The sequence below is a fragment of the Delftia sp. PE138 genome (assembly GCF_018320755.1).
Taxonomy (GTDB): domain Bacteria; phylum Pseudomonadota; class Gammaproteobacteria; order Burkholderiales; family Burkholderiaceae_C; genus Comamonas; species Comamonas tsuruhatensis.
In genome coordinates this window covers 59,716-84,687 of sequence record NZ_JABEPN010000010.1, presented here as the reverse complement: position 1 = coordinate 84,687, position 24,972 = coordinate 59,716, and the positions used below count along the sequence as shown (strand labels likewise).

Below are 24,972 nucleotides of genomic sequence, written 5' to 3'. Positions count from 1 at the left end.
TAACGACGAGGATCAGGCTGCCGACAAGTGCTGAGAGGAGGACCATGCTTTGCTCTCCAGGATATTGTTGGCAAGCTGGACGGTCTGGGCCGCGATCTCGTTGTGTATGGCCGCCACGGGCTGGGTTGCGCAGCATTGCGCCACCACATCCCGGGCACAACTCTCGCACCGGCCGCACTGCATGGCGATACCCAATTCGAATTGGATTTCGTCAAAGCTCATGCCAGCGTGAGCGTGGCGTGCGATCTCACGGTCGGAAACCCGGCGACATACACAGACGATCATGGCTACAGGCAGTAATGGCTGGCTATTGATGAGATGAAAAATTATAAATGAGAATTCATCGCATTTGCAATTCTTGGTTGTCTGTAGGGCTGTATGGCCTTGCGCTTTACTCGGTATCCAGTAGCTCCACAGTGGCCTGCGCGAGGGTTGCACAGCCTGTCAGGGCCATGGCGACCTCCAGTTCGTCGCGCAGCAGCCTCAGTACGTGGGCCACGCCAGCGGCACCTGCATTGGCCAGACCCCAGATTATCGGGCGGCCTATCAGCACAGCCGTTGCACCGAGAGCGATGGCCTTGAGCACATCGGTGCCTCGCCGTATGCCGCCGTCGGCGAGCACAGGGAGCGCATGGCCCGAGTTGCGCAAGGCCTTGGTGACGCGCGCCAGTGCGGTGGCCGTTGCGGGAACGGTATCCAGCGTGCGTCCCCCGTGGTTGGAAACAATGATGCCTGCCACGCCCGATCTCGCCGCCTGCAGCGCGTCAGCCGGATGCAGCACCCCCTTGAGCAGCACTGGCAGGCGTGTCTGCTGCTGCAGCCAGGCGACGTCATCCCAGGTGGGCGCATGCTGCAGCAGGCCGTCGAACAGTGCGCTCTGGTCCGGTGTGAGCCGGACGGCCGGAGATGGAGCCAGGCCCTGCAGATTGACGGCAGAAATGCCGGCGGGAAGGCTAAAGCGCGCGCGGCGTTCACGGTCCCTTACGCCGCTGGCGGGGGCGTCCACCGTCAGCACCAGCGCTTCGTAGCCTACCGCCTCGGCCCGTTCGATCAATTGCCTGGTAAAGCCCCGGTCGTGCTGCAGGTACAGCTGGAACCATAGCGGCCCGCGGGTCGGCGTGAGCTGTGCGGCCTTCGCCACAGTCTCCAGCGGCAGGCTGGCCTGGGTGCTGAGCACCATGCCCGCGCCCAGCGCCGCAGCCGCATAGGCTGTTGCAAGCTCTGCGTCGGCATGCGCCATTTGCTGGAAGGCCATGGGGGCGACCAGCAGGGGGCAGGCCAGCTCTCGCCCCAGCAGTTGCAGCCGTGTGTTTCCCCCTGCAAGAGGCCTGAGTACGCGTGGCCACAACGTGAGCGCATCCCAGGCGCTGCGGTTGGCGGCAAGGCTGTGCTCATCGGCCGCGCCGCCCGAGAAGTAGGCCCAGGCGTTGTCGTCCAACCGCTGCCGCGCCTGGATCTCGTGGTCGGCCAGATTGATGATGCCGTCGGGAACGGCTTGCAGTGCGGGCACTTGGCTCATGGCATTGGAGGGGGGCGATGGCGCATCGCCGGTGGCAGACATCCGGAAAAAAGAAAAGCCGGCCCATGGGCCGGCTTTCATCCGTGGGGCAGGCCCGGGGATTACTTGACGTGCTTGCCGATCAGGCCAGCCATCTCGAACATCGAGACTTGGGGCTTGCCGAACACTTCCTTGAGCTTGGCATCAGCGTTGATCATGCGCTTGTTGGCAGCGTCTTGCAGCTTGTTGGCCTTGATGTAGACCCACAGCTTGCTGATGATCTCGGTGCGGGGCAGGGGGGTGGAACCCACCACGGCAGCCAGAGCGGGGCTGGGGGTGAGGGGTTTCATGAAGGCGGCGTTGGGAGTGCGCTTCTTTGCGGGAGCTGCCGGAGCAGCCGTTGCCTTCTTTGCAGTTGCCATGTTGCTTGTTCCTAGTATGGAGTGGATTCTTTACCAGCGAAAAACCGTCGCTATCCACTGGCAGGCTGATGCTAATGGGAAAAAAACGGTCTTCCAAGCTCACCCGTCAAATTTTTGCCTCGATTTGTTGCTGTGGCGCTGTTTTTTGAAGAGTTTTTGCATTCCTGCTCCCTTTCGGGGGCCGCCATGGCTGGAGGGCCGTCGGAGCCAGCGCTTTCAGAGGGGGCGGACTTCGCTTGTGGACGAAGGTTCCGAAGAGAGTTTTCGGGCGGGCCAGGTAGCCACAAAAATGCCCAGCAGGGCGATCGCGAAGGCCAGTGCCTGCATGGATGTGACCCGTTCGCCCAGCACGCACATGCCGACCAAGGCGGCGCTGATCGGCAGCAAAACCGTGAAAGTGCCCGCCTGCGAGGCTGGCACGCTGCGCAGGCCCGTCATCCACAGCCATACGGTCCACACGCAGGCAGCCAGGGCGTAGAACAGCAGCAGTCCCCAGATGCTCCATTGCACGCTGCCGAAGTCGAAGTGCCAGGCCAGATACAGCCCGAAGGGAGTTGACAGCGCAAATCCCCAGAGGTTGACGATGGATGTGATGCGTTTGGGCCCCAGGGATGTGGTCAGGCGCTTGCCGATCACGGCGTAAAACGCCTCGCAAAGCACGGCGCCGACGAGCAGCATCTGCCCCAGCCATGCCTGCGACGAGGTCGAAGAGGCTGCCGCGGTGCCCGCGTCGGGGCGCGACAGTGCATACAAGCCTATGCCGGTCACAGCCAGTGCAATGGCCAGCCAGGTGCGCGCGGCCACGCGCTCGCGCAGGAACAGCCAGCTCATCAAGGCCACGGCGGCCGGAATGGCGGCCATGGTCACGCCTGCCGTGACGGCGCTGGTCAGGCTGACGCCGGTAACCATGCAGATGGTGAAAAGGAAGTTGCCGAACAACGATTCCAGGAACAGCAGTCCTTGTGTGCGGCGCGGCAAGGGAGCCTCGTCGGCCGGCTTGCGCAGCCATCGCAGCATGGCGATGGCTCCTATGCCAAAGCGCAGCCAGGCCAGCAACAGCACCGGAAAAATGGCGGCCAAGGGCTTGGATAGGGCGACATAGCTGCCGACCAGGGACATGCTCAGCGCCAGGCAGGCATAGGCAGATCTGCGATGGGAGGTGTTCACGGCTTGTGGAGTTTGGGGCGGCGGTGGCGCTGCCTGAACGCGCGATGGTACCTGCGAGCACGGCAGGCACCCGTGACATACCTGTGTCGCGAATGCTTGCCATGCTGTGGCAATTTTTCACTGCATGGAATCTTTGTTTTGCATTATGAAAAATTGAATTGCTGCGTTGCGCCATTTTTTCTCAATACGAGAAATGCAATTTCACATTGAAAAATATGAAAATAAGCTGTTGATTTTTATGACGAAAAATTTAGTCTTGTATAAGACACAAGATGTTGATCGGGTCTTCTATAAGACTTAAATTTGATCCCAAGGCCGACGCAAGAAAGCCGCTTGTTTCAACAACCTCCCAGGAGAGCAACATGCCCCAATCCCTGACCCAGCAACTGAGCCGCGAACAACAGATTTCCGCCCTTGAGAAAGACTGGGCGCAGAACCCCCGTTGGAAGGGTGTCAAGCGTGGCTACAGCGCCGCTGACGTGGTGCGTCTTCGCGGCAGCCTGCAGCCTGAATACACGCTGGCCCAGCGCGGCGCGGAACTGCTCTGGGACAGGATCAACGGCGGTGCCAAGAAAGGCTACGTGAATGCCTTTGGCGCCATCTCTGCGGGCCAGGCCATGCAGCAGGCCAAGGCCGGCCTGGAAGCGGTGTACCTGTCGGGCTGGCAGGTGGCTGCCGACGGCAACACCAGCGAAACCATGTACCCCGACCAGTCGCTGTACGCCTATGACTCGGTGCCCACCATGGTGCGCCGCATCAACAACACCTTCAAGCGCGCCGACGAAATCCAGTGGAGCCGTGGCATCAACCCCGGCGACAAGGAATTCATCGACTACTTCCTGCCTATCGTGGCGGATGCCGAAGCCGGCTTCGGCGGCGTGCTCAACGCGTTCGAGCTGATGAAGAACATGATTGCCGCTGGCGCGGCAGGCGTGCACTTCGAGGACCAACTGGCCGCCGTGAAGAAGTGCGGCCACATGGGTGGCAAGGTGCTAGTGCCTACCCAGGAAGCCGTCGAGAAGCTCATCTCCGCACGCTTTGCCGCCGACGTGATGGGCGTGCCCACAATCGTGTTGGCCCGTACCGATGCTGAAGCCGCCAACCTGATCACCTCCGACCATGACGCCAACGACAAGCCGTTCCTGACCGGCGAGCGCACGCAGGAAGGCTTCTACCGGGTCAGGAACGGCATGGAGCAATCCATCAGCCGCGGCGTGGCCTACGCACCCTATGCAGACTTGGTGTGGTGCGAAACCGGCGTGCCTGACATCGGCTTTGCCCGCGAGTTCGCCCAGGCCGTGCATGGTGCCTGCCCAGGCAAGCTGCTGAGCTACAACTGCTCGCCCTCGTTCAACTGGAAGAAGAACCTCAACGACAGCCAGATTGCCTCTTTCCAGGAAGAGCTGTCTGCGTTGGGCTACAAGTTCCAGTTCATCACGCTGGCCGGCATCCACATCAACTGGTTCAACACCTTCAAGTTTGCCCACGCCTACGCCAACGGCGAAGGCATGAAGCACTACGTGAACATGGTGCAGGAGCCCGAATTCGCAGCCCGCGAACAAGGCTACACCTTCGTGTCGCACCAGCAGGAAGTGGGTGCAGGCTACTTCGACGATGTGACCACGGTGATCCAGGGTGGCTCGTCCAGCGTCAAGGCACTGACCGGCTCCACGGAAGAGGAGCAATTCCACTGAAGCGCGGCTTCGGTAAGTGCAACTTCAGGTAGATAGGGGTGAGAAAGCGTCCGGGGCCTTGTGCTTCGGGCGCTTTTTCTTTGCTGGGGTTAAAATGCAAGGAGTTTTCAACTGACAAGGGCGAGAAAGGCATCATGGTTATGACACCGCGAACTACATCGGAGATGTACACCGGCCGCTAGCGGCTGGCGGTTCGCGCCTGCACGAGATTCACTCGACCCCAACAAAGCGCGGACCCGGCTCCGCGCTTTTTTGCTTTTGGGGGATGGCGCACCCCCTGAGAAATATTTTTAGGAATCCCATGATCCACATTACGCTTCCCGATGGTTCGCAACGCGAGTATCCCGGTCCGGTCACCGTGGCCGAAGTGGCTGCATCGATAGGCACGGGCCTTGCCAAGGCTGCACTGGCTGGCAAGGTTGGCACGGGCGACGACGCCAAGGTGGTGGACACCAGCTTTGTGATCGACAAGGACATGCCCCTGTCCATCGTGACGGCCAAGGATGCAGATGGCCTGGACGTGATCCGTCATTCGACGGCCCACTTGCTGGCCTACGCCGTCAAGGATCTGTTTCCTGACGCCCAGGTCACCATCGGCCCCGTCATCGAGAATGGCTTCTACTACGACTTCTCGTACAAGCGTCCTTTCACGCCCGAGGACCTGGTTGCCATCGAAAAACGCATGGCCGAGCTGGCTGCCAAGGACGAGCCCGTGGTGCGCCGCGTGCTGCCGCGCGACGAGGCCGTGGCCTACTTCAAGGGCATGGGCGAGAACTACAAGGCCGAGATCATCGCCAGCATCCCCTCGAACGAGGATGTGAGCCTGTACCGCGAAGGCGGTTTCGAGGATCTGTGCCGCGGCCCGCACGTGCCGAGCACCGGCAAGCTCAAGTTCTTCAAGCTGATGAAGGTGGCTGGCGCCTACTGGCGCGGTGACCATCGCAACGAGATGCTGCAGCGCGTGTACGGCACGGCCTGGGCTACCAAGGACGACCTGCAGCAGTACCTGCACATGCTGGAGGAGGCCGAAAAGCGCGACCACCGCAAGCTGGGCCGTGAACTGGATCTGTTCCACATCGACGAGCATTCGCCAGGCACTGTGTTCTGGCATCCGAAGGGTTGGGCTTTGTGGCAAGAGGTCGAGCAGTACATGCGCCGCGTGTACCGCGACAACGGCTACCAGGAGGTCAAGGGTCCGCAGATCCTGGACAAGACCCTGTGGGAGAAGACCGGCCACTGGGACAAGTACCGCGAGAACATGTTCACGACCGAGTCGGAAAAGCGCGACTACGCGCTCAAGCCGATGAACTGCCCCGGCCACATCCTGATCTTCAAGCAGGGCATCAAGAGCTACCGCGACCTGCCGCTGCGCTACGGCGAGTTCGGCCAGTGCCACCGCAACGAGCCCACGGGCGGCCTGCACGGCATCATGCGCGTGCGCGGCTTCACGCAGGATGACGGCCACGTCTTCTGCACCGAAGACCAGATCCAGCCCGAAGTGCTGGCCTTCACCACGCTGCTGCAAAAGGTCTACGCGGACTTCGGTTTCAGCGACATCATCTACAAGGTTGCCACGCGCCCCGAGGCGCGCATCGGCTCCGATGAAAGCTGGGACAAGGCGGAGGCCGCGCTGATCAACAGCCTGGAGGCTTCGGGCTGCGAGTACGTGATCTCGCCCGGCGATGGCGCGTTCTACGGTCCCAAGATCGAGTACACGCTCAAGGACGCCATCGGTCGCCAGTGGCAGTGCGGCACCATCCAGGTCGACTTCTCCATGCCCGAGCGCCTGGATGCGGAATACGTGGGCGAAGACGGCGATCGCCATCGCCCCGTGATGCTGCACCGTGCCATCGTCGGCAGCCTTGAGCGTTTCATCGGCATCCTCATCGAGCAGCATGCCGGTGCCATGCCGACATGGCTGGCTCCTGTTCAGGCGGCCGTGCTCAATATCACTGACGCGCAGGCGGACTATGTGCGGGAAGTCGCGCAAAAGCTGCAAAAAGCATTTCCGAATCAAGGCCTTAGGGTGGCGACAGATCTGCGCAACGAAAAGATTACGTATAAAATACGGGAGCATTCGTTGCAAAAGCTGCCTTACATCCTTGTTGCAGGCGACAAGGAGAAGGCCGCTGGTGCAGTGGCAGTGCGCGCACGGGGCAACAAGGACCTCGGAGTGATGTCGGTCGACGCGTTCATTGAACTTGTGGCCAAGGACATCGCGGCGAAGGCCTGACGGAGCATCTCCAAAGGCGTTAGCCGTTTGGCGTGTACTGCACACAAGCGGCTACGCTGTTGTAGCAACTTAAATCCAAGGGTGAGAACCATAGCTACTGAATTTCGTGATCGGCGCCACCGTGAAGAGCGCAAGCATCGTCTCAACCGTGAAATCATGGCGCCTGAAGTGCGTCTGTCCGGCCCGGAGAACGAGCCGCTGGGCATCGTGCCTCTGCAGGAAGCGCTGCGCATGGCGGGCGAGTTGGACGTGGACCTGGTGGAAATCGCCGCCACGGCCACTCCGCCTGTCTGCCGGTTGATGGACTATGGCAAGTTCAAGTACCTTGAACAGAAGAAGGCTGCCGAAGCCAAGGCCAAGCAGACCGTCATCGAAATCAAGGAAGTGAAATTCCGCCCTGGTACCGACGACGGCGACTACAACATCAAGCTGCGCAACATCCGCCGATTCCTGGCCGATGGTGACAAGTGCAAGATCACGCTGCGTTTCCGCGGCCGTGAAATCACGCACCAGCAGATCGGTCTGGACCTGCTGAACCGTCTGCGTGACGATCTGGCGGACTCCATCCAGGTGGAGCAGTTCCCCAAGCTCGAAGGCCGCCAGATGGTGATGATGATCGCCCCTGCGCGCAAGAAGCCCACCACCGGTGGCAAACCGCAAGCAGAGGTTTCTGCTGCACCTGCGGTGGCTGATAAGGCATAATCGCGGTTTCGCCCTTCGCTGAGGGGCGACAGAATTTGCAGGCCTTGCGCTAGTCGATTGCGCGGGGCGTGTGATGCAAGGGACATGGTATCCATGTCCCTTGTTCTTGCCGGCCTCCGGGCTGGCACAGAAGTGTCTCGGGGCCAGCAAGTGCGCGCAGTGTTGCGAGCCGCCTCACGAGCACAAACAACAGGAGCATTCAAATGCCCAAAATGAAGACCAAGAGCAGCGCGAAGAAGCGTTTTCGCGTTCGTCCCGGTGGCACCGTCAAGCGCGGTCAAGCCTTCAAGCGTCACATCTTGACCAAGAAGACCACCAAGAACAAGCGTCACCTGCGTGGTGCAGTGGCTGTGCATGAGACCAACATGGGCTCGATCGCACAGATGCTGCCGATGGCTGGCCTGTAATTCACTGACGAACAAGGAGAAAACACATGCCTCGCGTCAAACGTGGTGTAACGGCCCGCGCCCGTCACAAAAAAGTTCTGGCCCTTTCCAAGGGTTTCCGCGGCCGCCGCGGCAATGTCTTCCGCATCGCCAAGCAGGCGGTGATGAAGGCTGGGCAATATGCCTACCGTGACCGCCGTGCCAAGAAGCGCGTGTTCCGCCGTCTGTGGATCGCCCGTATCAACGCCGCTGCACGTGAACTGGGCCTGACCTACAGCCAGTTCGCCAACGGCCTGAAGAAGGCAGCCATCGAGATCGACCGCAAGATGCTGGCCGATATCGCGGTGCACGACAAGGCTGCTTTCAGCAGCATCGTTGATCAAGTCAAGGCCAAGCTGGCTGCTTGAGATAACGGTCTGTGGCCATCCTCGTGATGGCTTGCAGCGCAAACAGCAAGGGCTAGGGCTTGAAAAGGCTGCTAGCCCTTGTTTCTTTTCACAGTCGATAAAGAGTCGATATGAACGAGTTGGATTCTCTGGTCGAAAGCGCGCAGCAATTGTTCGCGCAGGCACAAACCCCCGCTGATCTGGAAAACGCCAAGGCGCAGTTTCTGGGCAAGTCGGGCAAGGTGACCGAGCTCATGAAGGGCATGGCGCAGCTTTCCGTCGAAGAGAAGAAGTCGCGCGGAGCCGCCATCAACGTGGCCAAGCAAGGCATCGAGGCCGCGCTGACCGCGCGCCGCAAGGCCCTGGCCGATGCCGAACTGCAGGCCCACCTGAAGGCCGAGGTGCTGGATGTGACCTTGCCGGGCCGTCGCCGTGGCCAGGGCGGCCTGCACCCCGTGTCGCTGACGCTGGAGCGCATCGAGGGCATCTTCGGCTCCATGGGCTTCGATGTGGCCGAGGGCCCCGAGATCGAGTCCGACTGGTTCAACTTCACGGCGCTGAACACGCCCGAAGACCATCCCGCCCGTTCCATGCACGACACCTTCTACGTGGAAGGCGGCACGGAACAGGCCCCCAATCTGCTGCGCACGCACACCAGCCCCATGCAGGTGCGCCATGCCGTGCAGCACGTCAAGAAATACCGTGAGCGGCTGGACGCCGGCCAGGGCATGCCCGAGATCCGCGTGATCGCGCCGGGCCGCACCTACCGCGTGGACAGCGATGCCACGCACTCGCCCATGTTCCACCAGTGCGAAGGCCTGTGGATCGGCGAGAACGTCAGCTTCAAGGATCTGAAGGTGGTCTTCACCGACTTCTGCAAGACCTTCTTCGAGAGCGATGACCTGGTGCTGCGCTTCCGTCCCAGCTTCTTCCCCTTCACCGAGCCCAGCGCCGAGATCGATATCCAGTTCCAGAGCGGCCCGCTGGCCGGCCGCTGGCTGGAGGTGGCCGGCTCCGGCCAGGTGCACCCCAACGTGGTGCGCAACATGGGGCTGGACCCCGAGAAGTACATCGGCTTTGCCTTTGGCATGGGTCCTGACCGCCTGACCATGCTGCGCTATGGCGTCAACGATCTGCGTCTGTTTTTTGACGGCGATATCCGCTTCCTGTCGCAATTCCGTTAGAAATGGATCGCCCCCTGAGGCGCTGCGCGCCATCCCCCTGGGAGGGGGACGACGCCCTCGCCGCGAGGCGGCTCTTGCTCGGCGTCTCCGGCCTGAACCACGCCAGTCGCATGGTCAGGCTGTTCGGGGGCTTGGAATGAGAGTCGTCAATACGTTCATGGGGTCCGCCAGCGCCGTGGCGCGCGGACCGAACCAACGCCAAAGAGTCTGATATGCAATTTCCCGAATCCTGGCTGCGCGAGTTCTGCAATCCGCCGCTGACCACCCAAGAACTGGCCGACACCCTGACCATGGCCGGCCTGGAGGTGGAGGAGCTGGAGCCCGTGGCACCGCCGTTCACCAAGATTGTCGTCGGCGAGATCAAGGCTGCCGAGCAGCATCCCAATGCCGATCGCCTGCGCGTGTGCCAGGTCGATGCGGGCGGGCCCGAGCTGCTGACCATCGTCTGCGGCGCGCCCAACGCGCGCGTGGGCATCCGCGTGCCCTGCGCCACGGTGGGCGCCGAGCTGCCGCCCGGTGAAGACGGCAAGCCCTTCCTCATCAAGATCGGCAAGCTGCGCGGTGTGGAGAGCTTCGGCATGCTGTGCTCGGCACGCGAACTCAAGCTGTCCGAGGACCATGGCGGCCTGATGGAGCTGCCGCTGGACGCGCCCCTGGGCCAGAACATCCGCGAATACCTGAACCTGGATGACACCCTGTTCACGCTCAAGCTCACGCCCAACCTGGCGCATTGCCTGAGCGTCTATGGTGTGGCGCGCGAAGTGGCTGCGCTGACCGGTGCGCCGCTCAAGCCCCAGTCGTTCACGCCTGCTGCGGTGGATGTGCAGGACAGGCTGGCCGTGAAGATCGAGGCGCCCGACCTGTGCGGCCGCTTCTCGGGCCGCGTGGTGCGCAACGTCAACACCCAGGCGAAGACGCCGCAGTGGATGGTCGATCGCCTGGCGCGCTGCGGCCAGCGCAGCGTGGCGCCGCTGGTGGACATCTCCAACTATGTGATGTTCGAGCTGGGCCGCCCCTCCCACATCTTTGACCTGGACAAGATCCACGGCGGCCTGCAGGTGCGCTGGGGCAAGGAAGGCGAGCAGCTCAAGCTGCTCAACGGCAACACCGTCACCGTCGATGGACAGGTGGGCGTGATCGCCGATGAGCGCGAAGTCGAATCGCTGGCCGGCATCATGGGCGGCGACGCCACGGCCGTGTCCGACGACACGCGCCACATCTACATCGAGGCGGCCTTCTGGTGGCCCAAGTCGATTGCCGGCCGTTCGCGCCGCTACAACTTCTCCACCGATGCGGGCCACCGCTTCGAGCGCGGCGTCGATCCCGAACTGACGGTCGAGCACATCGAGCGCATCACCGAGCTGGTGCTGCAGATCTGCGGCACGCCCGAGACCGTCTGCGGCCCCATCGACGACCAGAAGTCCAACATGCCCCAGCCCAAGCCCGTCACGCTGCGCGTGGCGCGTGCGGCCAAGGTCATCGGCATGCCGCTCACGCAGCAGCAATGCCACGATGCGCTGGCCGGCCTGGGCCTGCCGGTGGAGCAGGGCGATGGCGTGCTCACCGTCACGCCGCCCAGCTTCCGCTTCGACATCAACATCGAGGAAGACCTGATCGAGGAAGTGGCGCGCATGGTGGGTTACGAGAACCTGCCCACGACCAAGCCGCTGGCGCCCATTGCGCCCAAGCTGCGCGCCGAAAACCGCCGCAGCCAGTTCGCCGTGCGCCGCGCGCTGGCCGATCTGGGTTACCAGGAAACCATCAACTTCAGCTTTGTGGAAGCCGCGTGGGAGAAGGATCTGGCTGGCAACGCCAATCCCATCCAGCTGCTCAACCCCATCGCAAGCCAGCTCAGCGTGATGCGCTCCAGCCTCATCGGCTCGCTCATGCAGGTGCTCAAGTTCAATGCCGACCGCAAGGCCGAGCGCGTGCGCGTGTTCGAGCTGGGCCGTGTCTTCCTCAAGGATGACAGCGTTGTTGACAGCGACACCACGGTCAAGGGCTTCTACCAGCCCATGCGCGTGGCGGGCCTGGCCTGGGGAGCTGCCGAGCAGCTGCAATGGGCTCGTGGCGAGACCAAGGTCGACTTCTACGACGTCAAGGGCGATGTCGAGGCGCTGCTGGCGCCGCGCAAGCCCGTGTTCGAGCCGGCCGAGCATCCTGCCATGCACCCGGGCCGCTGCGCACGCGTGCTGCTCGATGGCCAGTCCATCGGCTTCATCGGCGAGCTGCATCCCCAGTGGCGCCAGCAATGGGATCTGGCCCAGGCGCCCGTGCTGTTCGAGTTGGAGCTCGATGCCGTGCTGGCGCGCGAGGTACCGGTGTTCAAGCCCGTGGCCAAGCACCAGGCCGTGGAGCGCGACATTGCCGTGGTCGTGAACGAAAAGACCACGCATGCCCAGCTGATGCAGGCGGTGGAGGCTGCCCAGACCGGCGGCCTGCTGCGCTCTGCCGTGCTGTTCGATGTATTCCGTCCCAAGGCGCTCAAGGCCGGCGAGGCAGCGGCACCGGGCGCGCTGGCGCAGGACGAAAAGAGCCTGGCCGTGCGCCTGACGCTGGGCCATGACGACAGCTCGCTGACGGATGTGCAGATCGAGCAGGCCGTGCAGGCCGTGCTCGAGCAGCTGCAGCAGCGTCTGGGTGCGCGCCTGCGCGCATGATGGAGGGTGCATGCCGTGAAAGGAGATCCTGTGATGGAACTGGCGGTGGAAAGTCTTGATTCGCCTGCGCTGACCAAGGCGCAGCTGGCGGATCTGCTGTTCGACGAGATCGGCCTGAACAAGCGCGAATCCAAGGAAATGGTGGATGCGTTCTTCGAGCTGGTCTCGCAAAGCCTGGTGTCGGGCGAGGATGTGAAGCTGTCGGGCTTCGGCAACTTCCAGATCCGCACCAAGGCGCCGCGTCCGGGGCGCAATCCGCGCACGGGCGAGGCCATTCCGATCGAGGCGCGCCGCGTCGTGACCTTCCATGCGAGCAGCAAGCTCAAGGAGCAGATCCAGGAAGGCACATCGGGCTCCCAGGCCTGAGGAAAGCCTGCCCGGGCCTGCATGGCCAGCTGTCGCCAGCCTGTCTGCCTCGCGGTGGATGGGCTGTTTTTACGACAGGGTGCTGGCCTGCAGGCGAGCTGTGCAGTAGGCTCGGCCTTCTTCCCGGATCGGCGTCCGCGCGCCAGCGGCATTGCACATCCTGACTTCATCCACATTTGCCATGGCTTCACTTCTGCCCCAGATTCCCGCCAAGCGCTACTTCACCATCGGTGAGGTCGCGGATCTGTGCGACGTCAAGCCGCATGTGCTGCGCTACTGGGAGCAGGAGTTCACGCAGCTGCGCCCCATGAAGCGGCGCGGCAACCGCCGCTACTACCAGCACCACGAAGTGCTGATGATCCGGCGCATCCGCGAGCTGCTCTACGAGCAGGGCTTCACTATCAATGGCGCGCGCAACCGCCTGCGTGAGGCCTCGGGGTCTGCCGTGGTTCCCGCGCTGCAGGCCGGTGTCGCGGTGTCGGCGCCGGCTGCCGCGCCGCTGCTCGGTGGCGATGCCGCGGCCAGCGTTCCGCTGGAGCCGGAGGCCGTGCGCGAGGAGCTTTTGCAGATTCGTGCGCTGCTTTCTATTTGAGAGCAAAAAGCTGTATATAATTGAATTCTTCGGCGTGTAGCGCAGCCTGGTAGCGCACTTGCATGGGGTGCAAGGGGTCGCGAGTTCGAATCCCGCCACGCCGACCATAAATGAATACGGACCACAGCTTCTGGCTGTGGTCCGTTTTTCTTTGTGCCATCGCCAACCGCTACCAACCGCTGAAGGGGAGCGGCCGTTGCGCGGGAATCAACCCTGGGCGCAGGTCTCAAGCAGCCATTGCCGGAAGGCTGCCAGCGCCGGCAGTGTCGCGTTCCTCTCGGGATAGACCAGGTAGTAGCTGCGCTGGCTGGGGATGGCGTCTCCCACCACGTGCAGCTCACCGCGCGCTATCTCCTCTTCCACCAGTACCCGTGGCACCAGGCCCACGCCCATGCCTGCCAGCACGGCCTGTATCAGGTGCGAGGTCAGCTCGAAGCTCGGCCCTATCCGCATCTGCCGGTGATCGAGCCGATAGTGCGTGAACCACTCGCTCCAGGCCTGCCGGTTGCTGGCCACCGTGAGCAGCACCTGCTGGCCCACCCAATCCGGCGAGGCTGCTGCCTGCCCGGCCTGCTGCAGCGCCTGCGGGCTGGCCACCGCCACCAGAAACTCGTGGTACAGGCGGTGCGCGGTCAGCCCGGGCCAGTCTCCCGTGCCCACGGTGATGGCGGCGTCTATCTCGCCGCTGTCGAAGTCGATGTCGCCTATGCGGGAATGGATGTGCATGGTCACCCCGGGCTGCGCCTGGTAGAAGCCATGCAGGTGCGGCAGCAGCCATTTGGAGCCGAAGGTGGGCAGGGTGGCCAGGTTGAGCGTGCCACCGCCGGACTGGCGTGACATGGCCTGCAGGGTGGCGCTGCGTATGCGGCCCAGCGCGGCGCCCAGGTCGATGAAGTAGCGGCGCCCCACATCAGTCAGGCGCACCGTGCGGCCCTCGCGGCGGAACAGGCTGATGCCCAGCTGCGCCTCCAGTGTCTGCACCTGCCGGCTGATGGCGCTCTGGCTGAGCGACAGCTCCTCGGCCGCTCGCGCATAGCTTTCGTGGCGCGCGGCCGCCTCGAAGACCAGCAGCAGGGACATGGAGGGCGTCAGGCGTCGGTAATTCATGAGTTTTATGCAGTGTTCGCGGCTGCAATTTTCGTTTGTTCCAGAGGATGAGTGTAGAGATACTTGCGGCCATGGTCGGCCTGAAACCGTGTATTGCATGCATGGGTTTCCTGGGCTGATCGCCAGCAACAAATCTCCCCACCTTGCCTTCCATGTCGATTGCCCCACTGCCCCACGCCAGCGCCCCCGTGCCTGCCCAATACCTTGAGTTTCTTGAAGCGTTGAAGGCCGCCGGCTTCGAGGGCGACGTGGACACGGACCATGCCAGCCGCACCGTGCTGGCCACGGACAACTCCATCTACCAGCGCATGCCGCAGGCGGCCATCTACCCGCGTCACGCCGAGGATGTGGCCAGGGCGGCGCAGGTGCTGGCGCGGCCTGAGTTCCGCGATGTGGTGCTGACACCGCGCGGCGGCGGCACGGGCACGAACGGGCAGTCGCTCACGCATGGCGTGACCATGGACTTGTCGCGGCACATGAATGGCATCCTCGAAATCAATGCCGAGCAGCGCTGGGTGCGCGTGCAGGCAGGCGTGGTCAAGGACCAGCTCAACGCCGCGCTCAAGCCATACGGACTGTTCTTTGCGCCCGAGCTGTCCACCTCCAACCGCGCCACCATCGGCGGCATGATCAACACCGATGCCAGCGGGCAGGGCAGCTGCACCTATGGCAAGACGCGCGACCACGTGCTGGCGCTGGACTTCGTGCTGCTGGGCGGCGAGCGCCTGCACAGCGCGCCGCTGGATGCTCAGGCGCTGGAGCGCATGTGCGCCGATTCGGGGCGCATCGGCAAGGTGCACCGCACGGCGCGGCGCATCAGCGAGGACCAGGCGGAGTTGATCGAGGCCAGATTCCCCAAGCTCAACCGCTGCCTCACCGGCTATGACCTGGCCCATCTGCGCGACGGCGACGGGCGCTTCAACCTCAACAGCGTGCTGTGCGGCGCCGAAGGCTCGCTGGGTTTCGTGGTGGAGGCGCGGCTCAACGTGCTGCCCATTCCCCGCTATTCGGTGCTGGTCAACGTGTGCTACGCGGGCTTCATGGACGCGCTGCGCGATGCGCGCGCGCTGATGGCACACCGGCCGCTGTCCATCGAGACGGTGGATTCCAAGGTGCTGCTGCTGGCCATGAAGGACTTCGTCTGGAGCAGCGTGGCCGAGTACTTTCCGCAGGACGGCCAGCGCCCTACGCTGGGCATCAACCTGGTGGAATTCAGCGGCGACGATCCGCAGGAGGTCGACGGCCGCGTGCAGGCCTTCATCGCGCACCTGGGCGCGGATACCTCCGTGGAGCGGCTGGGCCATACGCTGGCGGCGGGCAATGCAGCGGTCCACCGCGTCTATGCCATGCGCAAGCGCGCCGTGGGCCTGCTGGGCAACGTGGCGGGCGAGGCGCGGCCCCAGCCCTTTGTCGAAGACACGGCCGTGCCGCCCGAGAACCTGCCCGAGTTCATTGCCGAGTTCCGCGCGCTGCTGGACAGCCACGGCCTGCAGTACGGCATGTTCGGCCACGTCGATGCCGGCGTGCTGCATGTGCGCCCCATCCTGGACATGAAGAACCCCGTGGACGCCGCCCTGGTGCGCCCCATCTCCGACGCGGTGGCCGAACTCACGCAGCGCCACGGCGGCCTGCTGTGGGGCGAGCACGGCAAGGGCCTGCGCTCCGAATATGTGCCGGCCTTCTTCGGCGAGCTGTATCCCTCGCTGCAGCAGCTCAAGGCCGCCTTCGACCCGCACAACCAGCTCAACCCCGGCAAGATCGCCACGCCGCCGGCCAGCAAGACCTTGCTGCTCAAGGTGGATGGCGTCACCACGCGCGGCGAGCTGGACCGGCAGATCGACGAGCGCGTATGGCAAAGCTATGGCGCGGCCATGCACTGCAACGGCAATGGCGCCTGCTACAACTTCGACCCGGACGACGCCATGTGCCCGTCCTGGAAGGCCACGCGCCAGCGCGTGCATTCGCCCAAGGGCCGGGCCTCGCTGATGCGCGAATGGCTGCGCCTGCAGGGGCAGGCAGGCGTGAATGTGCTGGAGGTCGCGCAGCGGCCCCAGCCCTTCCTGTCCAGCCTGGCCGCGCGCTGGCGCAACAGCCGCGCGGCGCGCCGCGGCGAGGCCGATTTCTCGCACGAGGTCTATGACGCCATGGCCGGCTGCCTGGCCTGCAAGTCCTGCGCCGGGCAGTGCCCCGTCAAGGTCAACGTGCCCGAGTTCCGCTCGCGCTTTCTGGAGCTGTACCACCGCCGCTACCTGCGGCCCGTGCGCGACTACCTGATCGGCTCGCTGGAATTCACCATGCCGTGGCTGGCGCGCATGCCCGCGCTCTACAACGGGGTGATGGGCTCGCCATGGATGCGCGATGTGCTCAGCCGGCGCATCGGCATGGTCGACGGCCCGCTGCTGAGCCGGCTGGACCTGGCAGCCACCTTGCGGCAATGGAAGGTGCGCGCGGCCGATGCGCAGGCGCTGGCCGCGCTTTCGCCCGAGCAGCGTGCGCGCAGCGTGGTCATCGTGCAGGACAGCTTCACCCGCTACTTCGAGACCGGCCAGCTGCAGGTGCTGATCGAGCTGGCGGCGCGCCTGGGGTTCCAGGTCTGGCTGGCGCCGCTGCTGCCCAATGGCAAGCCGCTGCATGTGCAGGGATTCATGGGCGCCTTTGCCAAGGCGGCCATCCGCAATGCCGCGCAGCTGGCGCAACTGGCTCAGCCCGGTGTGGCGCTGGTGGGGCTGGACCCGGCCATGACGCTGGCCTATCGGCAGGAATACCTCAAGGTGCCGGGCATGGGCGAGGTGCCCAAGGTGGCGCTGCCCCAGGAATGGCTGCAGCAGGTGCTGCCCGAGGCGCGCACGAACGAGGGCAGTGCAGGCACTGCGTACCGCCTGCTGCCCCATTGCACCGAAAAGACCAACGCGCCCGACAGCGGCAAGCAGTGGGCACAGCTCTTCGAGCGACGGGGCCTGCGCCTGAGCGTGGAGGCCACGGGCTGCTGCGGCATGTCGGGCACCTACGGGCATGAGGCGCGCAACCTCGAAACCTCCAAGACGATCTATGCCCAGTCATGGGCCCGGCAGATCGAAGGCAAGCAGGAGCTGGGCGAGCCGCTGGCCACCGGCTACTCCTGCCGCAGCCAGGTCAAGCGACTGTCTGCACGGCAGCTGCGCCATCCGTTGGAGGCCTTGCTGGACCACGTGCGCGCCACGCATCAGGGGTGAGAAGATGCGGGGGCTGATCGTCGCCATTTCAGGAATTTGCAGACATTTTTGAAAAATCTCTGCGTTTTCCCTGAAGGCCCGTTTTTAGTCCCTATAATTCAATGCTTCGGCGTGTAGCGCAGCCTGGTAGCGCACTTGCATGGGGTGCAAGGGGTCGCGAGTTCGAATCCCGCCACGCCGACCACAACGCAAAGCTCCTGACGGAAACGTCAGGAGCTTTTTGCTTTGTACGTTCGATTTTGCGCGCGATTGTGCCTTGCGGCGAAGGGCGGGTGCAGTTCCGCCAGGCGGCTCCCTCGCGGATGGCGAGGGCAGCCAGCGCAGAAAACTCCATGCACCGTGAAGATGCGCCGCCAGGTCTGGATGCGTAAGACCTGCACCTACAATGGCGTCTTTTGTAACTGACGATTTCTTCCTGGTCTCGCACATGATGGATGGACTGATTACCGGCAGACTCACCGGTACGCCCGAACACCGCAGCGACCGCAATCGGCGCCCCTTCATGGTGGCCCGCGTGCGTTCCGAGGCATCCGATGGCACTTCCATCCCGGTCAACGTGGTTGCATTCGACGCCCAGGCCTGCGAGGTGCTGCGCAATCTGATCGAAGGCGATGCCGTGGCGCTGCGTGGCAGCTTCACGCCCAAGGTCTGGATAGACCGCCAGGAGCAACCCCATCCCGTACTGGATGTCGTGGCCCACCAGGTCATGGCAACGCCCGAGTTCCAGGACCGCTGACGCCCGCGCTGCGGCGCCGGTTGTGAGCTACTGAAAAAACTGTCTAGCCGCAGTGTGCCGGTACGGTCGCCGCGCGCTGTGTTGGCGCTACAGTGTGCGCCTGTGTTTTTGACAGGTTACAAGGAACCGCATCCATGCCCACCAAGCGCCATTTCCTCCGCCGCACGCTCACGGCCGCCGCGATTGCCAGCACCGCCGCCATGACCCTGCTGGCCATGCCCGCGCAGGCGCAGGACAAGCCCATCAAGGTCGGCGTCACGGCCGGCCCGCACGCCCAGATCATGGAGCAGGTCAAGAAGGTCGCCGAGAAGAACGGCCTGAAGATCCAGATCGTTGAATTCGGCGACTACGTGCAGCCCAATGCCGCGCTGTCTGCCGGTGACCTGGACGCCAACAGCTACCAGCACCGCCCCTACCTCGACGCCCAGGTGCGCGACCGCGGCTACAAGATCGGCTGGGTGGCCGACACGGTGAATTTCCCCATCGGCATCTATTCCAAGAAGATCAAGCAGCTGGCCGACCTGCCCCAGGGCGCCAAGTTCGGCATCCCCAACGACCCCACCAACGGTGGCCGCGTGCTGCTGCTGCTGCAGGCCCAGGGCCTGATCAAGCTCAAGGAAAGCGCGGGCCTGAAGGCCACGCCGCTGGACGTGGTCTCCAACCCCAAGAAGCTGCGCTTCGTGGAGCTGGACGCAGCCCAGCTGCCACGCTCGCTGGATGACCTGGATGCCTCGGCCATCAACACCAACTTCGCGATCTCGGCAGGCCTGAACCCCAAGACCGATGCCATTGCGCAGGAAGCCGCCAAGAACCCCTATGTGAACATTCTGGTCGCGCGCGATGCCGACAAGGGCAAGCCCTGGGTGGCGCAGCTGATCAAGGCCTACCACTCCGATGAAGTGCGCCAGTTCATTGATGTGCAGTTCAAGGGGTCGGTGATTCCTGCGTTTTGATAGGAAGCACCCCCTGAGCGGCTGACGCCGCTTCCCCCTCTCTCGCTTCGCGGGAGGGGGACGACACCCTCGCTGCGGGGCGGCCCTTGCTCGGTGTCCCTCGCTATGTGTTGCGCCGGTTTCGGTCGCCGTGTTCAGTGCGAGCGAGGGCTGAATTGCAAAAGCTGCCATTGGCAGCTTTTTTTCATTCTCCCAGTACCCTGAAGTATTCGGTCAGCGGTGCGCGGGTGGTCTGGGTGCGGTTGACGGGGGCGGCCTCGTCGGGCCAGCCCAGGGCCAGGCCGCAGACGATGTGCTCGCCGGGCGGCAGGTCGAGTACGCGGCGCACGGTGTCGGGGTAGGAGGCCAGGGCGCCGATGGCGCAGCTGCCAAGGCCCTGGGCGGCTGCGGCCATTTGCAGGCCGTACAGGGTCATGCCCAGGTCCATGTAGCCGCCTGCGCCGAAGCGGGCGTCGATGCTCACGACCAGGGCCACGGGCGCGTCGAAGAAGCGGTAGTTGCGACCGAACTGCGCGTCGCGCCCGGCGCGGTCCTCGCGGGCCACGCCCAGGGCGCTGTACAGGGCCTGGGCCGATGCCACCTGGCGCTTGCGTAGCGCCATGGGCATGGGGCGGGGGAAGTAGCCGTAGTCCTCGCGCTCAGGTGCTCCGCCTTGCCAGTCGGCCAGCAGCGCCTGTGTGAGTGCGCCGCGCAGGCTGCCGCGCACCTGGATGAACTGGCCGGGCTGCAGGTTGCCGCCGCTGGGCGCCCGGCGGGCCGATTGCAGCAAATGGTGCAGCAGCGCGTCCGGCACGGGATCGGACCGGTAGGCGCGCACGGAGCGGCGCGCGTGCACCAGGGCCTCATGCGCATCGCCAAAGGGAAGGGTGTCGGACGGTGGGTTGGCGGACATGGGAAATGCGGAGTCCATGGATTCAAAGCGCCTGCACCAGGCAGGCCGCGCCTATGCCGCCAGCCCCTGCAATGGCGGCCAGGCCCAGGGCCGGTCTGTGGGCTGCTGGCGTGCGGTGCAGGTCTGAGAGCATGCGCACCAGCGCAACCGCGCCCGATGCGCCAATGGGATGGCCGCGCGCCAGGCCACCGCCGCCGGTGTTGAGTTGCTGCAGTGGCAGGCCCAGGCTTTCTGCAAAGGCCAGGGCCTGCACTGCGAAGGCATCGTGCAACTCCACAGCCTGGAGCTCTGCCGCAGTCAGGCCAGGCAGCTGCAGCGCTGCGGCTGCACGCTCCAGCACCTGCTGGGCCGCCAGTGCGGCGGCGACCAGCGGTGTTTCGGGCGCATGGCCCAGCGAGGCACTGGCCACCCAGCGGGCGCGTGGCTGCAGGCCCAGGCGTGCACAGGCCTGCGGCGTGGCCAGCAGCACCAGGGCGGCACCATCGGCCTTGGGCGAGATGGTGGGCGTGCTCAGCGCATGGCGCTGGCGTGCATGGGCGTCAACGGCGCCGCCTGCTTCGGCCACCACGGGCATGCGGGCAACGCGGGCCGGGTTCAAGGCGCGCGGATAGGCGTCGTGGTCCAGCCCGGCCAGGGGCACGATCTCTTGGGCCAGCCGGTCGCGGTGCGCGAGCGCCAGCGCGTGGCTGTGGATGGCATGGGCCTCCTGAACGGCGCGGGTGATGCCATGGGCCAGCGCGTGGTCGGCGGCCGATTGCAGCAGGTCCGGGTCACGTGCGGGGTCGGGAGCGAACGCGGGGCGTTCATAGGGCACGGGCAACTCGTCTGCATGGCGCGGGCGTGTCTGGCGGATGGGGGCGCGGCTCCAGGCCTCGGCACCACCGGCCACCACGATATCGGCCTGGCCCGACAGCAGCAGGCCTGCAGCCAGGGCCACGCTGTCCAGGCCCGAGCAGCACTGGGTATCCACGCTGTGGGCCGCGCAGCGCTCCGGCAGGCCCGCAGCCAGGGCCTGCATGCGGGCCGGGTTGCCGCCTGCGCCCAGGGCGTTGCCTAAGACCACGGCATCCACGGCCTGGGCCGGCAGGCCAGCGCGTGCCAGCAGGGCCTGGAGCACGGGCGCGCCCAGCTCGTGCGCCGCAAGCTCGCGCAGCGCACCGCCCACGGGGGCGACGGGGCTGCGCGCCCAGGCCAGGATGACGGGGGCGTCGTGCGGGTTCATGGCAGGGGCAGCAGCGCGGGTTCGCCGGGCAGTGCCCGGCCAGTGTCCGTGGCGGTGGCGGCCAGTGCACGCGCCAGCCGGCCGTGGTCGGTCTTGCCGCTGGCGGTCTGCGGCCAGTCGGTGCAGCTCCACCATTGGCGCGGCAGCTTGTAGCTTTCCAGCCGGTCGCGCAGCCAGGCCGCCAGCGCCTGTGCGGAGCCTGCGGGCGCGGCGCCGTGCCATTGCACGACGGCGTGCACCTGCATGCCGCGCAGCGCGTCGGGCAGGCCTTGGATGGAGACCTGGGCGACGCCCGGGTGCGCGGCCAGCAGGGTTTCGACTTCCTCGGGGAACAGGTTCTTGCCCTGGGTGACGAGCATGCGGCTCTGGCGCCCGGCCAGGCACAGCTGGCCGCCGGCATCGATATGGCCCATGTCGCGCACGGACAGCCACTCGCCATCGCGCAGCGCGGCCGTGCCATCGCGCGCCTCGCCCACATAGTCCATGAACAGCATGGGGCTGCGCATGTAGATCAGGCCGTCCTCGCCCGGCTGCAGGGGCTGGTCGCCGGGCTGCTGCGTGGCGGGGCGGATCTGCAGCTGCACATTGCTGAAGGGCCGGCCCACGGCCTGGGGCGGGGCCTGTTCGTCGGCCTCCATCCAGGCGATGAAGCTGGCCTCCGAGGCACCGTAGAACTCGATGATGCGTGCGCGCGGAAACAGCGCGCGCAGGGCCGGGGTCTGGGCGCGCATCCAGCGCGCGCCGCTGATCATGATCAGCTCCACCTCGGGGATGGGCGCCAGCGCGCGGTGTGCGGCCCATTGCAGCATCAGCAGCAGCTGGCTGGGCACGGCGACCAGGCAGGGGGCTTCGCCGCGCGCCAGGCTGGCCAGGCAGCGTGCTGCCGAGAACCGCTCCTGCACCACGGCGCCTTCGCCGCACCACAGGCCCTGCATCACGCCGAACAGGAACAGCGAATGCGAGATGCGCCCGGGCGCCATGGTGCGCTGCGCGGCCACGGCGCCGAAGTCCTGCAGGCAGACGCGAAAGCTCTCTGTCCACGAACGGTGGTGGCGCATGAAGCCCTTGGGCAGCCCGGTGCTGCCCGAGGTGAAGCCGGTGTAGAAGGCGCCGGTGGCCGTGGCCTCGGCCAGAGCGCTGGGCGCCGTGGGCAGCCAGCCCTCGATACGGCTGCGCACGGCATCGGGCCAATCAGGATCGGCCACGGCGGCGCAGCGGCCGCTGTGCAGGATGGCGAGGAATTCGACGATGGCATCCACGGTGCTGGCGCTGCCGCCCGTGTCCACCAGCAGCATCTCTGGCGCCTGGCCGGCCACCAGCGCGGCCGAGCGCTGCAGCACGGCGGCATGCAGCGCGGCAAAGCTCCATTGGCCGGCCTCGCTTTGCAGCGCCATCGCATCGGGGCGCTGCCGCGCCCAATGCTCCAGCGGGCCATGGACCAGGGTCCATGGGTGCTGCAGCGGCGCGGCCAGCGGATGACGCGCGGATGGCTCAGCCATGCTGGCGGCCTCCGAACGGCCAGTCCGGCATGCCGCGCGCCACCGTGTGCACCACCAGGGCGCACAGCACGCACTTGACCAGATCGCCGGGCACGAACAGCAAGGTGGCCATGAAGGCCTGCGACAGGCTGAGCTTGGCCATCAGCATGAGGCCCAGCACGCCAAAGGCATGCAGGGCCACCAGCCCGCCCAGCGCCGAGGCCGCAAAGGCGCTGAGCGCCGCGCGCCGGGGAGAGCCCTGGGGCAGCGCACGCATGACCAGGCCGGCAATGCAGGCCGCCAGCGGGTAGCCCAGCAGGTAGCCGGCCGAGGGCGCCATGAAGACGGCAATGCCGCCGCGCCCGCCCGACAGCAGGGGCAGGCCCACGGCCACGGCCGCAAGGAACAGCAGCATGGACTGCATGCCGCGCCAGGGGCCGAGCATCACGCCGGCCAGCATCACGCCCAGCGACTGGATGGTGATGGGCACGCCCAGCGGCAGGTCGATCTTGGGAATCAGGCCCATGACGGCCATCAGTGCCGCGAACAGCGAGACCTGGGCCATGGAGCGCGCCGAGGCGCGTGAGACGGTGGAGGGAGCGGTCATGGAGAGTTCTCGCTGTCGGTCAGGAAGGGCAGTTCAGCAGGGCAAATCGAAAGGGCAAATCGGCAGGGCGGGCCTCAGCGGCCCAGGCGCGCCCACAGCGCATCGGACACGCGGCGCGTGGCCTGCAGCATGTGGATGGTCAGCGGCGCAATCAGGCGCAGGCCGCCGGCGCGGCCCGTGCGCAGCCGGTGGGCATCGTCCATGCGCTTCCACTGCACGAAGAAATGCTCGGTGAAACGCAGCATCAATGCCAGCTGCAGGGCCACCTGTTCGGGGGAGATGCCGATGCGCTCCAGCGGCGCCAGCAGCCGCTCCAGCACATCGACCAGATCGCTGGGGCGCGTGCTCACGGTCAGCGCCATGCCCAGCGTGGAGGCGCAGACCAGGCGCAGCGCGCTGGCGGCGGCCAGGGCGTAATGCTGCATCCACACATGGAAGGCAGCCACCAGCAGGGCGGCCACGGTGACCGACAGCATGAGCCGCCGTGCGCCCTCGGTGGCGCGGCCCAGCGACAGCCACAGCAGGCCGCAGGCGGCGCCGGCCATGGCCAGCAGCCACGGTGAATCGATGAGGAACAGGCCCGTTCCCAGCAGCGCCATGAGCAGCAGCTTGCGGCCCGCACTCCAGGCATGGAGCCAGCTGGTGTATTCGCTGTAGAGGCTTCCCATGGCGGCCGGCTCCTGCGTCAGGACTGCGCTTGCAGCCGGCGGGCCACGTCGGCTTCATAGGCCGCGCAGACCTCATGGCCGGGGCCGTCTGCGCGCACCTGGCCGCGCTCCAGCCAGAGCACGCGGCCAAAGCTGCGCACGTGGTCCAGCACATGGGTGGAGACCAGCACCTGCTGCTCGGCGGCCGCGATGTCCCTGGCCAGCCGCGCCTGGCCCGGCAGGTCCAGGCTGGCGAAGGGCTCGTCCAGCAGCAGCACGCGCGGCGCGGCAATGAGCAGGGCCAGCCAGCACACCTGCTGGCGCTGGCCCTGGCTGAGCCCGGCCACGGCGCGCGGTGCCCAGTCGGCCAGGCCGCGGCTGGCCAGCAGGGCGCGGGCGCGCTCCGTGGCCTCGCGCCGCGAGATGCCCGAAGGGCGCAGACCCAGGGCCAGCTCTTCCTCCACGGTGGGGAAGATGATCTGGTCGTCGGGGTTCTGGAACATCAGCCCGACCTGGCCCGGCCGCCTGGCGCGGGCCTCGTGCAGTTCGGTGCCGTCCAGTAGCACGCGCCCGGCCTGCGGCGCATCCAGGCCGCACAGCAGCCGGAACAGACTGGTCTTGCCCGCGCCGTTGTCGCCGATGAGTCCCACGCGCGGCTCGTCCAGCTGCAGGTCCAGGCCATCAAAGACGGTTGTGATGCCACGCCGCAGGCGCACCGCTTCCACGCGCAGGCTGGCGGCGCAGGCGGGGCAGTCGGCAGTTCGGGAGGATTCAGGCATGGCGAATGAAAGCGGGTACTTACCTGTAATGCACGCAACCACAAGGAAT

At 65.5% G+C, this 24,972-nt stretch carries 23 protein-coding genes and 2 tRNA genes; 14 read left to right on the top strand and 11 right to left on the bottom strand.

What is annotated here, in order from left to right:
• Positions 1-12: 12 nt before the first annotated feature.
• From HFGMBDPB_RS26165 to HFGMBDPB_RS26150, 4 genes are all read right to left on the bottom strand, one after another.
• Positions 13-285 carry a (2Fe-2S)-binding protein gene (locus tag HFGMBDPB_RS26165; protein WP_016448321.1) on the bottom strand — a complete coding sequence of 91 codons (273 nt, stop codon included), beginning with the start codon at positions 283-285 and terminating at the stop codon, positions 13-15.
• A gap of 106 nt (positions 286-391) precedes the next feature.
• A complete protein-coding gene (locus HFGMBDPB_RS26160; protein ID WP_034364670.1) occupies positions 392-1,519 on the bottom strand; it encodes an alpha-hydroxy acid oxidase in 1,128 nt (375 codons plus the stop codon).
• Between the two features lie 101 nt (positions 1,520-1,620).
• Positions 1,621-1,920, bottom strand: coding sequence for an SWIB/MDM2 domain-containing protein (locus HFGMBDPB_RS26155; protein WP_012206418.1), 300 nt, complete (start codon positions 1,918-1,920; stop codon positions 1,621-1,623).
• 216 nt (positions 1,921-2,136) lie between these two features.
• Positions 2,137-3,087 (bottom strand): DMT family transporter, encoded by a 951-nt coding sequence (locus tag HFGMBDPB_RS26150; RefSeq protein WP_034364552.1) that lies wholly within the window; start codon positions 3,085-3,087, stop codon positions 2,137-2,139.
• A gap of 362 nt (positions 3,088-3,449) precedes the next feature.
• Between HFGMBDPB_RS26150 and aceA the strand changes: the two genes are divergently transcribed.
• The 10 genes from aceA to HFGMBDPB_RS26100 all read left to right on the top strand — a co-directional run bounded on the left by aceA (position 3,450) and on the right by HFGMBDPB_RS26100 (position 13,397).
• On the top strand, positions 3,450-4,781 hold the full coding sequence (gene aceA, locus HFGMBDPB_RS26145) for an isocitrate lyase (protein ID WP_016448318.1): 1,332 nt from the start codon (positions 3,450-3,452) through the stop codon (positions 4,779-4,781).
• A 301-nt stretch (positions 4,782-5,082) separates the two neighbouring features.
• Complete coding sequence (thrS, locus tag HFGMBDPB_RS26140) at positions 5,083-7,014, top strand: threonine--tRNA ligase (RefSeq protein ID WP_016448317.1); 1,932 nt, start codon at positions 5,083-5,085, stop codon at positions 7,012-7,014.
• Positions 7,015-7,095: 81 nt separating this feature from the next.
• Positions 7,096-7,716 (top strand): translation initiation factor IF-3, encoded by a 621-nt coding sequence (gene infC, locus HFGMBDPB_RS26135; RefSeq protein ID WP_074923479.1) that lies wholly within the window; start codon positions 7,096-7,098, stop codon positions 7,714-7,716.
• Positions 7,717-7,919: 203 nt separating this feature from the next.
• A complete protein-coding gene (gene rpmI, locus HFGMBDPB_RS26130; protein ID WP_046240115.1) occupies positions 7,920-8,123 on the top strand; it encodes a 50S ribosomal protein L35 in 204 nt (67 codons plus the stop codon).
• A 26-nt stretch (positions 8,124-8,149) separates the two neighbouring features.
• Entirely contained in the window at positions 8,150-8,509 is a 360-nt protein-coding gene (rplT, locus tag HFGMBDPB_RS26125; RefSeq protein ID WP_012206412.1) for a 50S ribosomal protein L20, read from the top strand.
• Between the two features lie 110 nt (positions 8,510-8,619).
• Positions 8,620-9,672, top strand: coding sequence for a phenylalanine--tRNA ligase subunit alpha (gene pheS / locus HFGMBDPB_RS26120; RefSeq protein ID WP_012206411.1), 1,053 nt, complete (start codon positions 8,620-8,622; stop codon positions 9,670-9,672).
• Between the two features lie 212 nt (positions 9,673-9,884).
• Complete coding sequence (gene pheT / locus HFGMBDPB_RS26115; protein ID WP_212646569.1) at positions 9,885-12,332, top strand: phenylalanine--tRNA ligase subunit beta; 2,448 nt, start codon at positions 9,885-9,887, stop codon at positions 12,330-12,332.
• Positions 12,333-12,365: 33 nt separating this feature from the next.
• Positions 12,366-12,698, top strand: coding sequence for an integration host factor subunit alpha (locus HFGMBDPB_RS26110; protein WP_016448314.1), 333 nt, complete (start codon positions 12,366-12,368; stop codon positions 12,696-12,698).
• Positions 12,699-12,879: 181 nt separating this feature from the next.
• A complete protein-coding gene (locus tag HFGMBDPB_RS26105) occupies positions 12,880-13,290 on the top strand; it encodes a MerR family transcriptional regulator (RefSeq protein WP_016453295.1) in 411 nt (136 codons plus the stop codon).
• Between the two features lie 30 nt (positions 13,291-13,320).
• Positions 13,321-13,397: transfer RNA gene (locus tag HFGMBDPB_RS26100), tRNA-Pro, on the top strand.
• Between the two features lie 100 nt (positions 13,398-13,497).
• Here HFGMBDPB_RS26100 and HFGMBDPB_RS26095 read toward each other — a convergent pair.
• A complete protein-coding gene (locus HFGMBDPB_RS26095) occupies positions 13,498-14,496 on the bottom strand; it encodes a LysR substrate-binding domain-containing protein (protein ID WP_212646568.1) in 999 nt (332 codons plus the stop codon).
• A gap of 53 nt (positions 14,497-14,549) precedes the next feature.
• Here HFGMBDPB_RS26095 and ydiJ point away from each other — a divergent pair, with 53 nt between their 5' ends.
• From ydiJ to HFGMBDPB_RS26075, 4 genes are all read left to right on the top strand, one after another.
• Positions 14,550-17,609 carry a D-2-hydroxyglutarate dehydrogenase YdiJ gene (gene ydiJ / locus HFGMBDPB_RS26090; RefSeq protein WP_212646567.1) on the top strand — a complete coding sequence of 1,020 codons (3,060 nt, stop codon included), beginning with the start codon at positions 14,550-14,552 and terminating at the stop codon, positions 17,607-17,609.
• 107 nt (positions 17,610-17,716) lie between these two features.
• A tRNA-Pro gene (locus tag HFGMBDPB_RS26085) sits at positions 17,717-17,793 on the top strand.
• A 201-nt stretch (positions 17,794-17,994) separates the two neighbouring features.
• Entirely contained in the window at positions 17,995-18,345 is a 351-nt protein-coding gene (locus tag HFGMBDPB_RS26080; RefSeq protein WP_012206405.1) for a single-stranded DNA-binding protein, read from the top strand.
• A 134-nt stretch (positions 18,346-18,479) separates the two neighbouring features.
• Positions 18,480-19,298, top strand: a complete 819-nt coding sequence (locus HFGMBDPB_RS26075; protein ID WP_016448274.1) for a MetQ/NlpA family ABC transporter substrate-binding protein — start codon at positions 18,480-18,482, stop codon at positions 19,296-19,298.
• A gap of 184 nt (positions 19,299-19,482) precedes the next feature.
• Here HFGMBDPB_RS26075 and HFGMBDPB_RS26070 read toward each other — a convergent pair whose 3' ends face one another.
• The 6 genes from HFGMBDPB_RS26070 to HFGMBDPB_RS26045 form a co-directional block, all read right to left on the bottom strand.
• On the bottom strand, positions 19,483-20,208 hold the full coding sequence (locus HFGMBDPB_RS26070; RefSeq protein WP_154833997.1) for a nitroreductase: 726 nt from the start codon (positions 20,206-20,208) through the stop codon (positions 19,483-19,485).
• Between the two features lie 4 nt (positions 20,209-20,212).
• Complete coding sequence (locus HFGMBDPB_RS26065) at positions 20,213-21,412, bottom strand: thiolase family protein (protein WP_212646566.1); 1,200 nt, start codon at positions 21,410-21,412, stop codon at positions 20,213-20,215.
• Positions 21,409-22,911, bottom strand: a complete 1,503-nt coding sequence (locus HFGMBDPB_RS26060; RefSeq protein ID WP_212646565.1) for an AMP-binding protein — start codon at positions 22,909-22,911, stop codon at positions 21,409-21,411. Before HFGMBDPB_RS26060 ends, HFGMBDPB_RS26065 begins: the two co-directional genes overlap by 4 nt.
• Entirely contained in the window at positions 22,904-23,497 is a 594-nt protein-coding gene (locus HFGMBDPB_RS26055) for a biotin transporter BioY (protein WP_016448270.1), read from the bottom strand. Before HFGMBDPB_RS26055 ends, HFGMBDPB_RS26060 begins: the two co-directional genes overlap by 8 nt.
• A 74-nt stretch (positions 23,498-23,571) precedes the next feature.
• Positions 23,572-24,165 (bottom strand): energy-coupling factor transporter transmembrane component T family protein, encoded by a 594-nt coding sequence (locus HFGMBDPB_RS26050; RefSeq protein WP_016453289.1) that lies wholly within the window; start codon positions 24,163-24,165, stop codon positions 23,572-23,574.
• Positions 24,166-24,182: 17 nt separating this feature from the next.
• Entirely contained in the window at positions 24,183-24,923 is a 741-nt protein-coding gene (locus tag HFGMBDPB_RS26045) for an energy-coupling factor ABC transporter ATP-binding protein (RefSeq protein ID WP_212646564.1), read from the bottom strand.
• Positions 24,924-24,972: the final 49 nt, after the last annotated feature.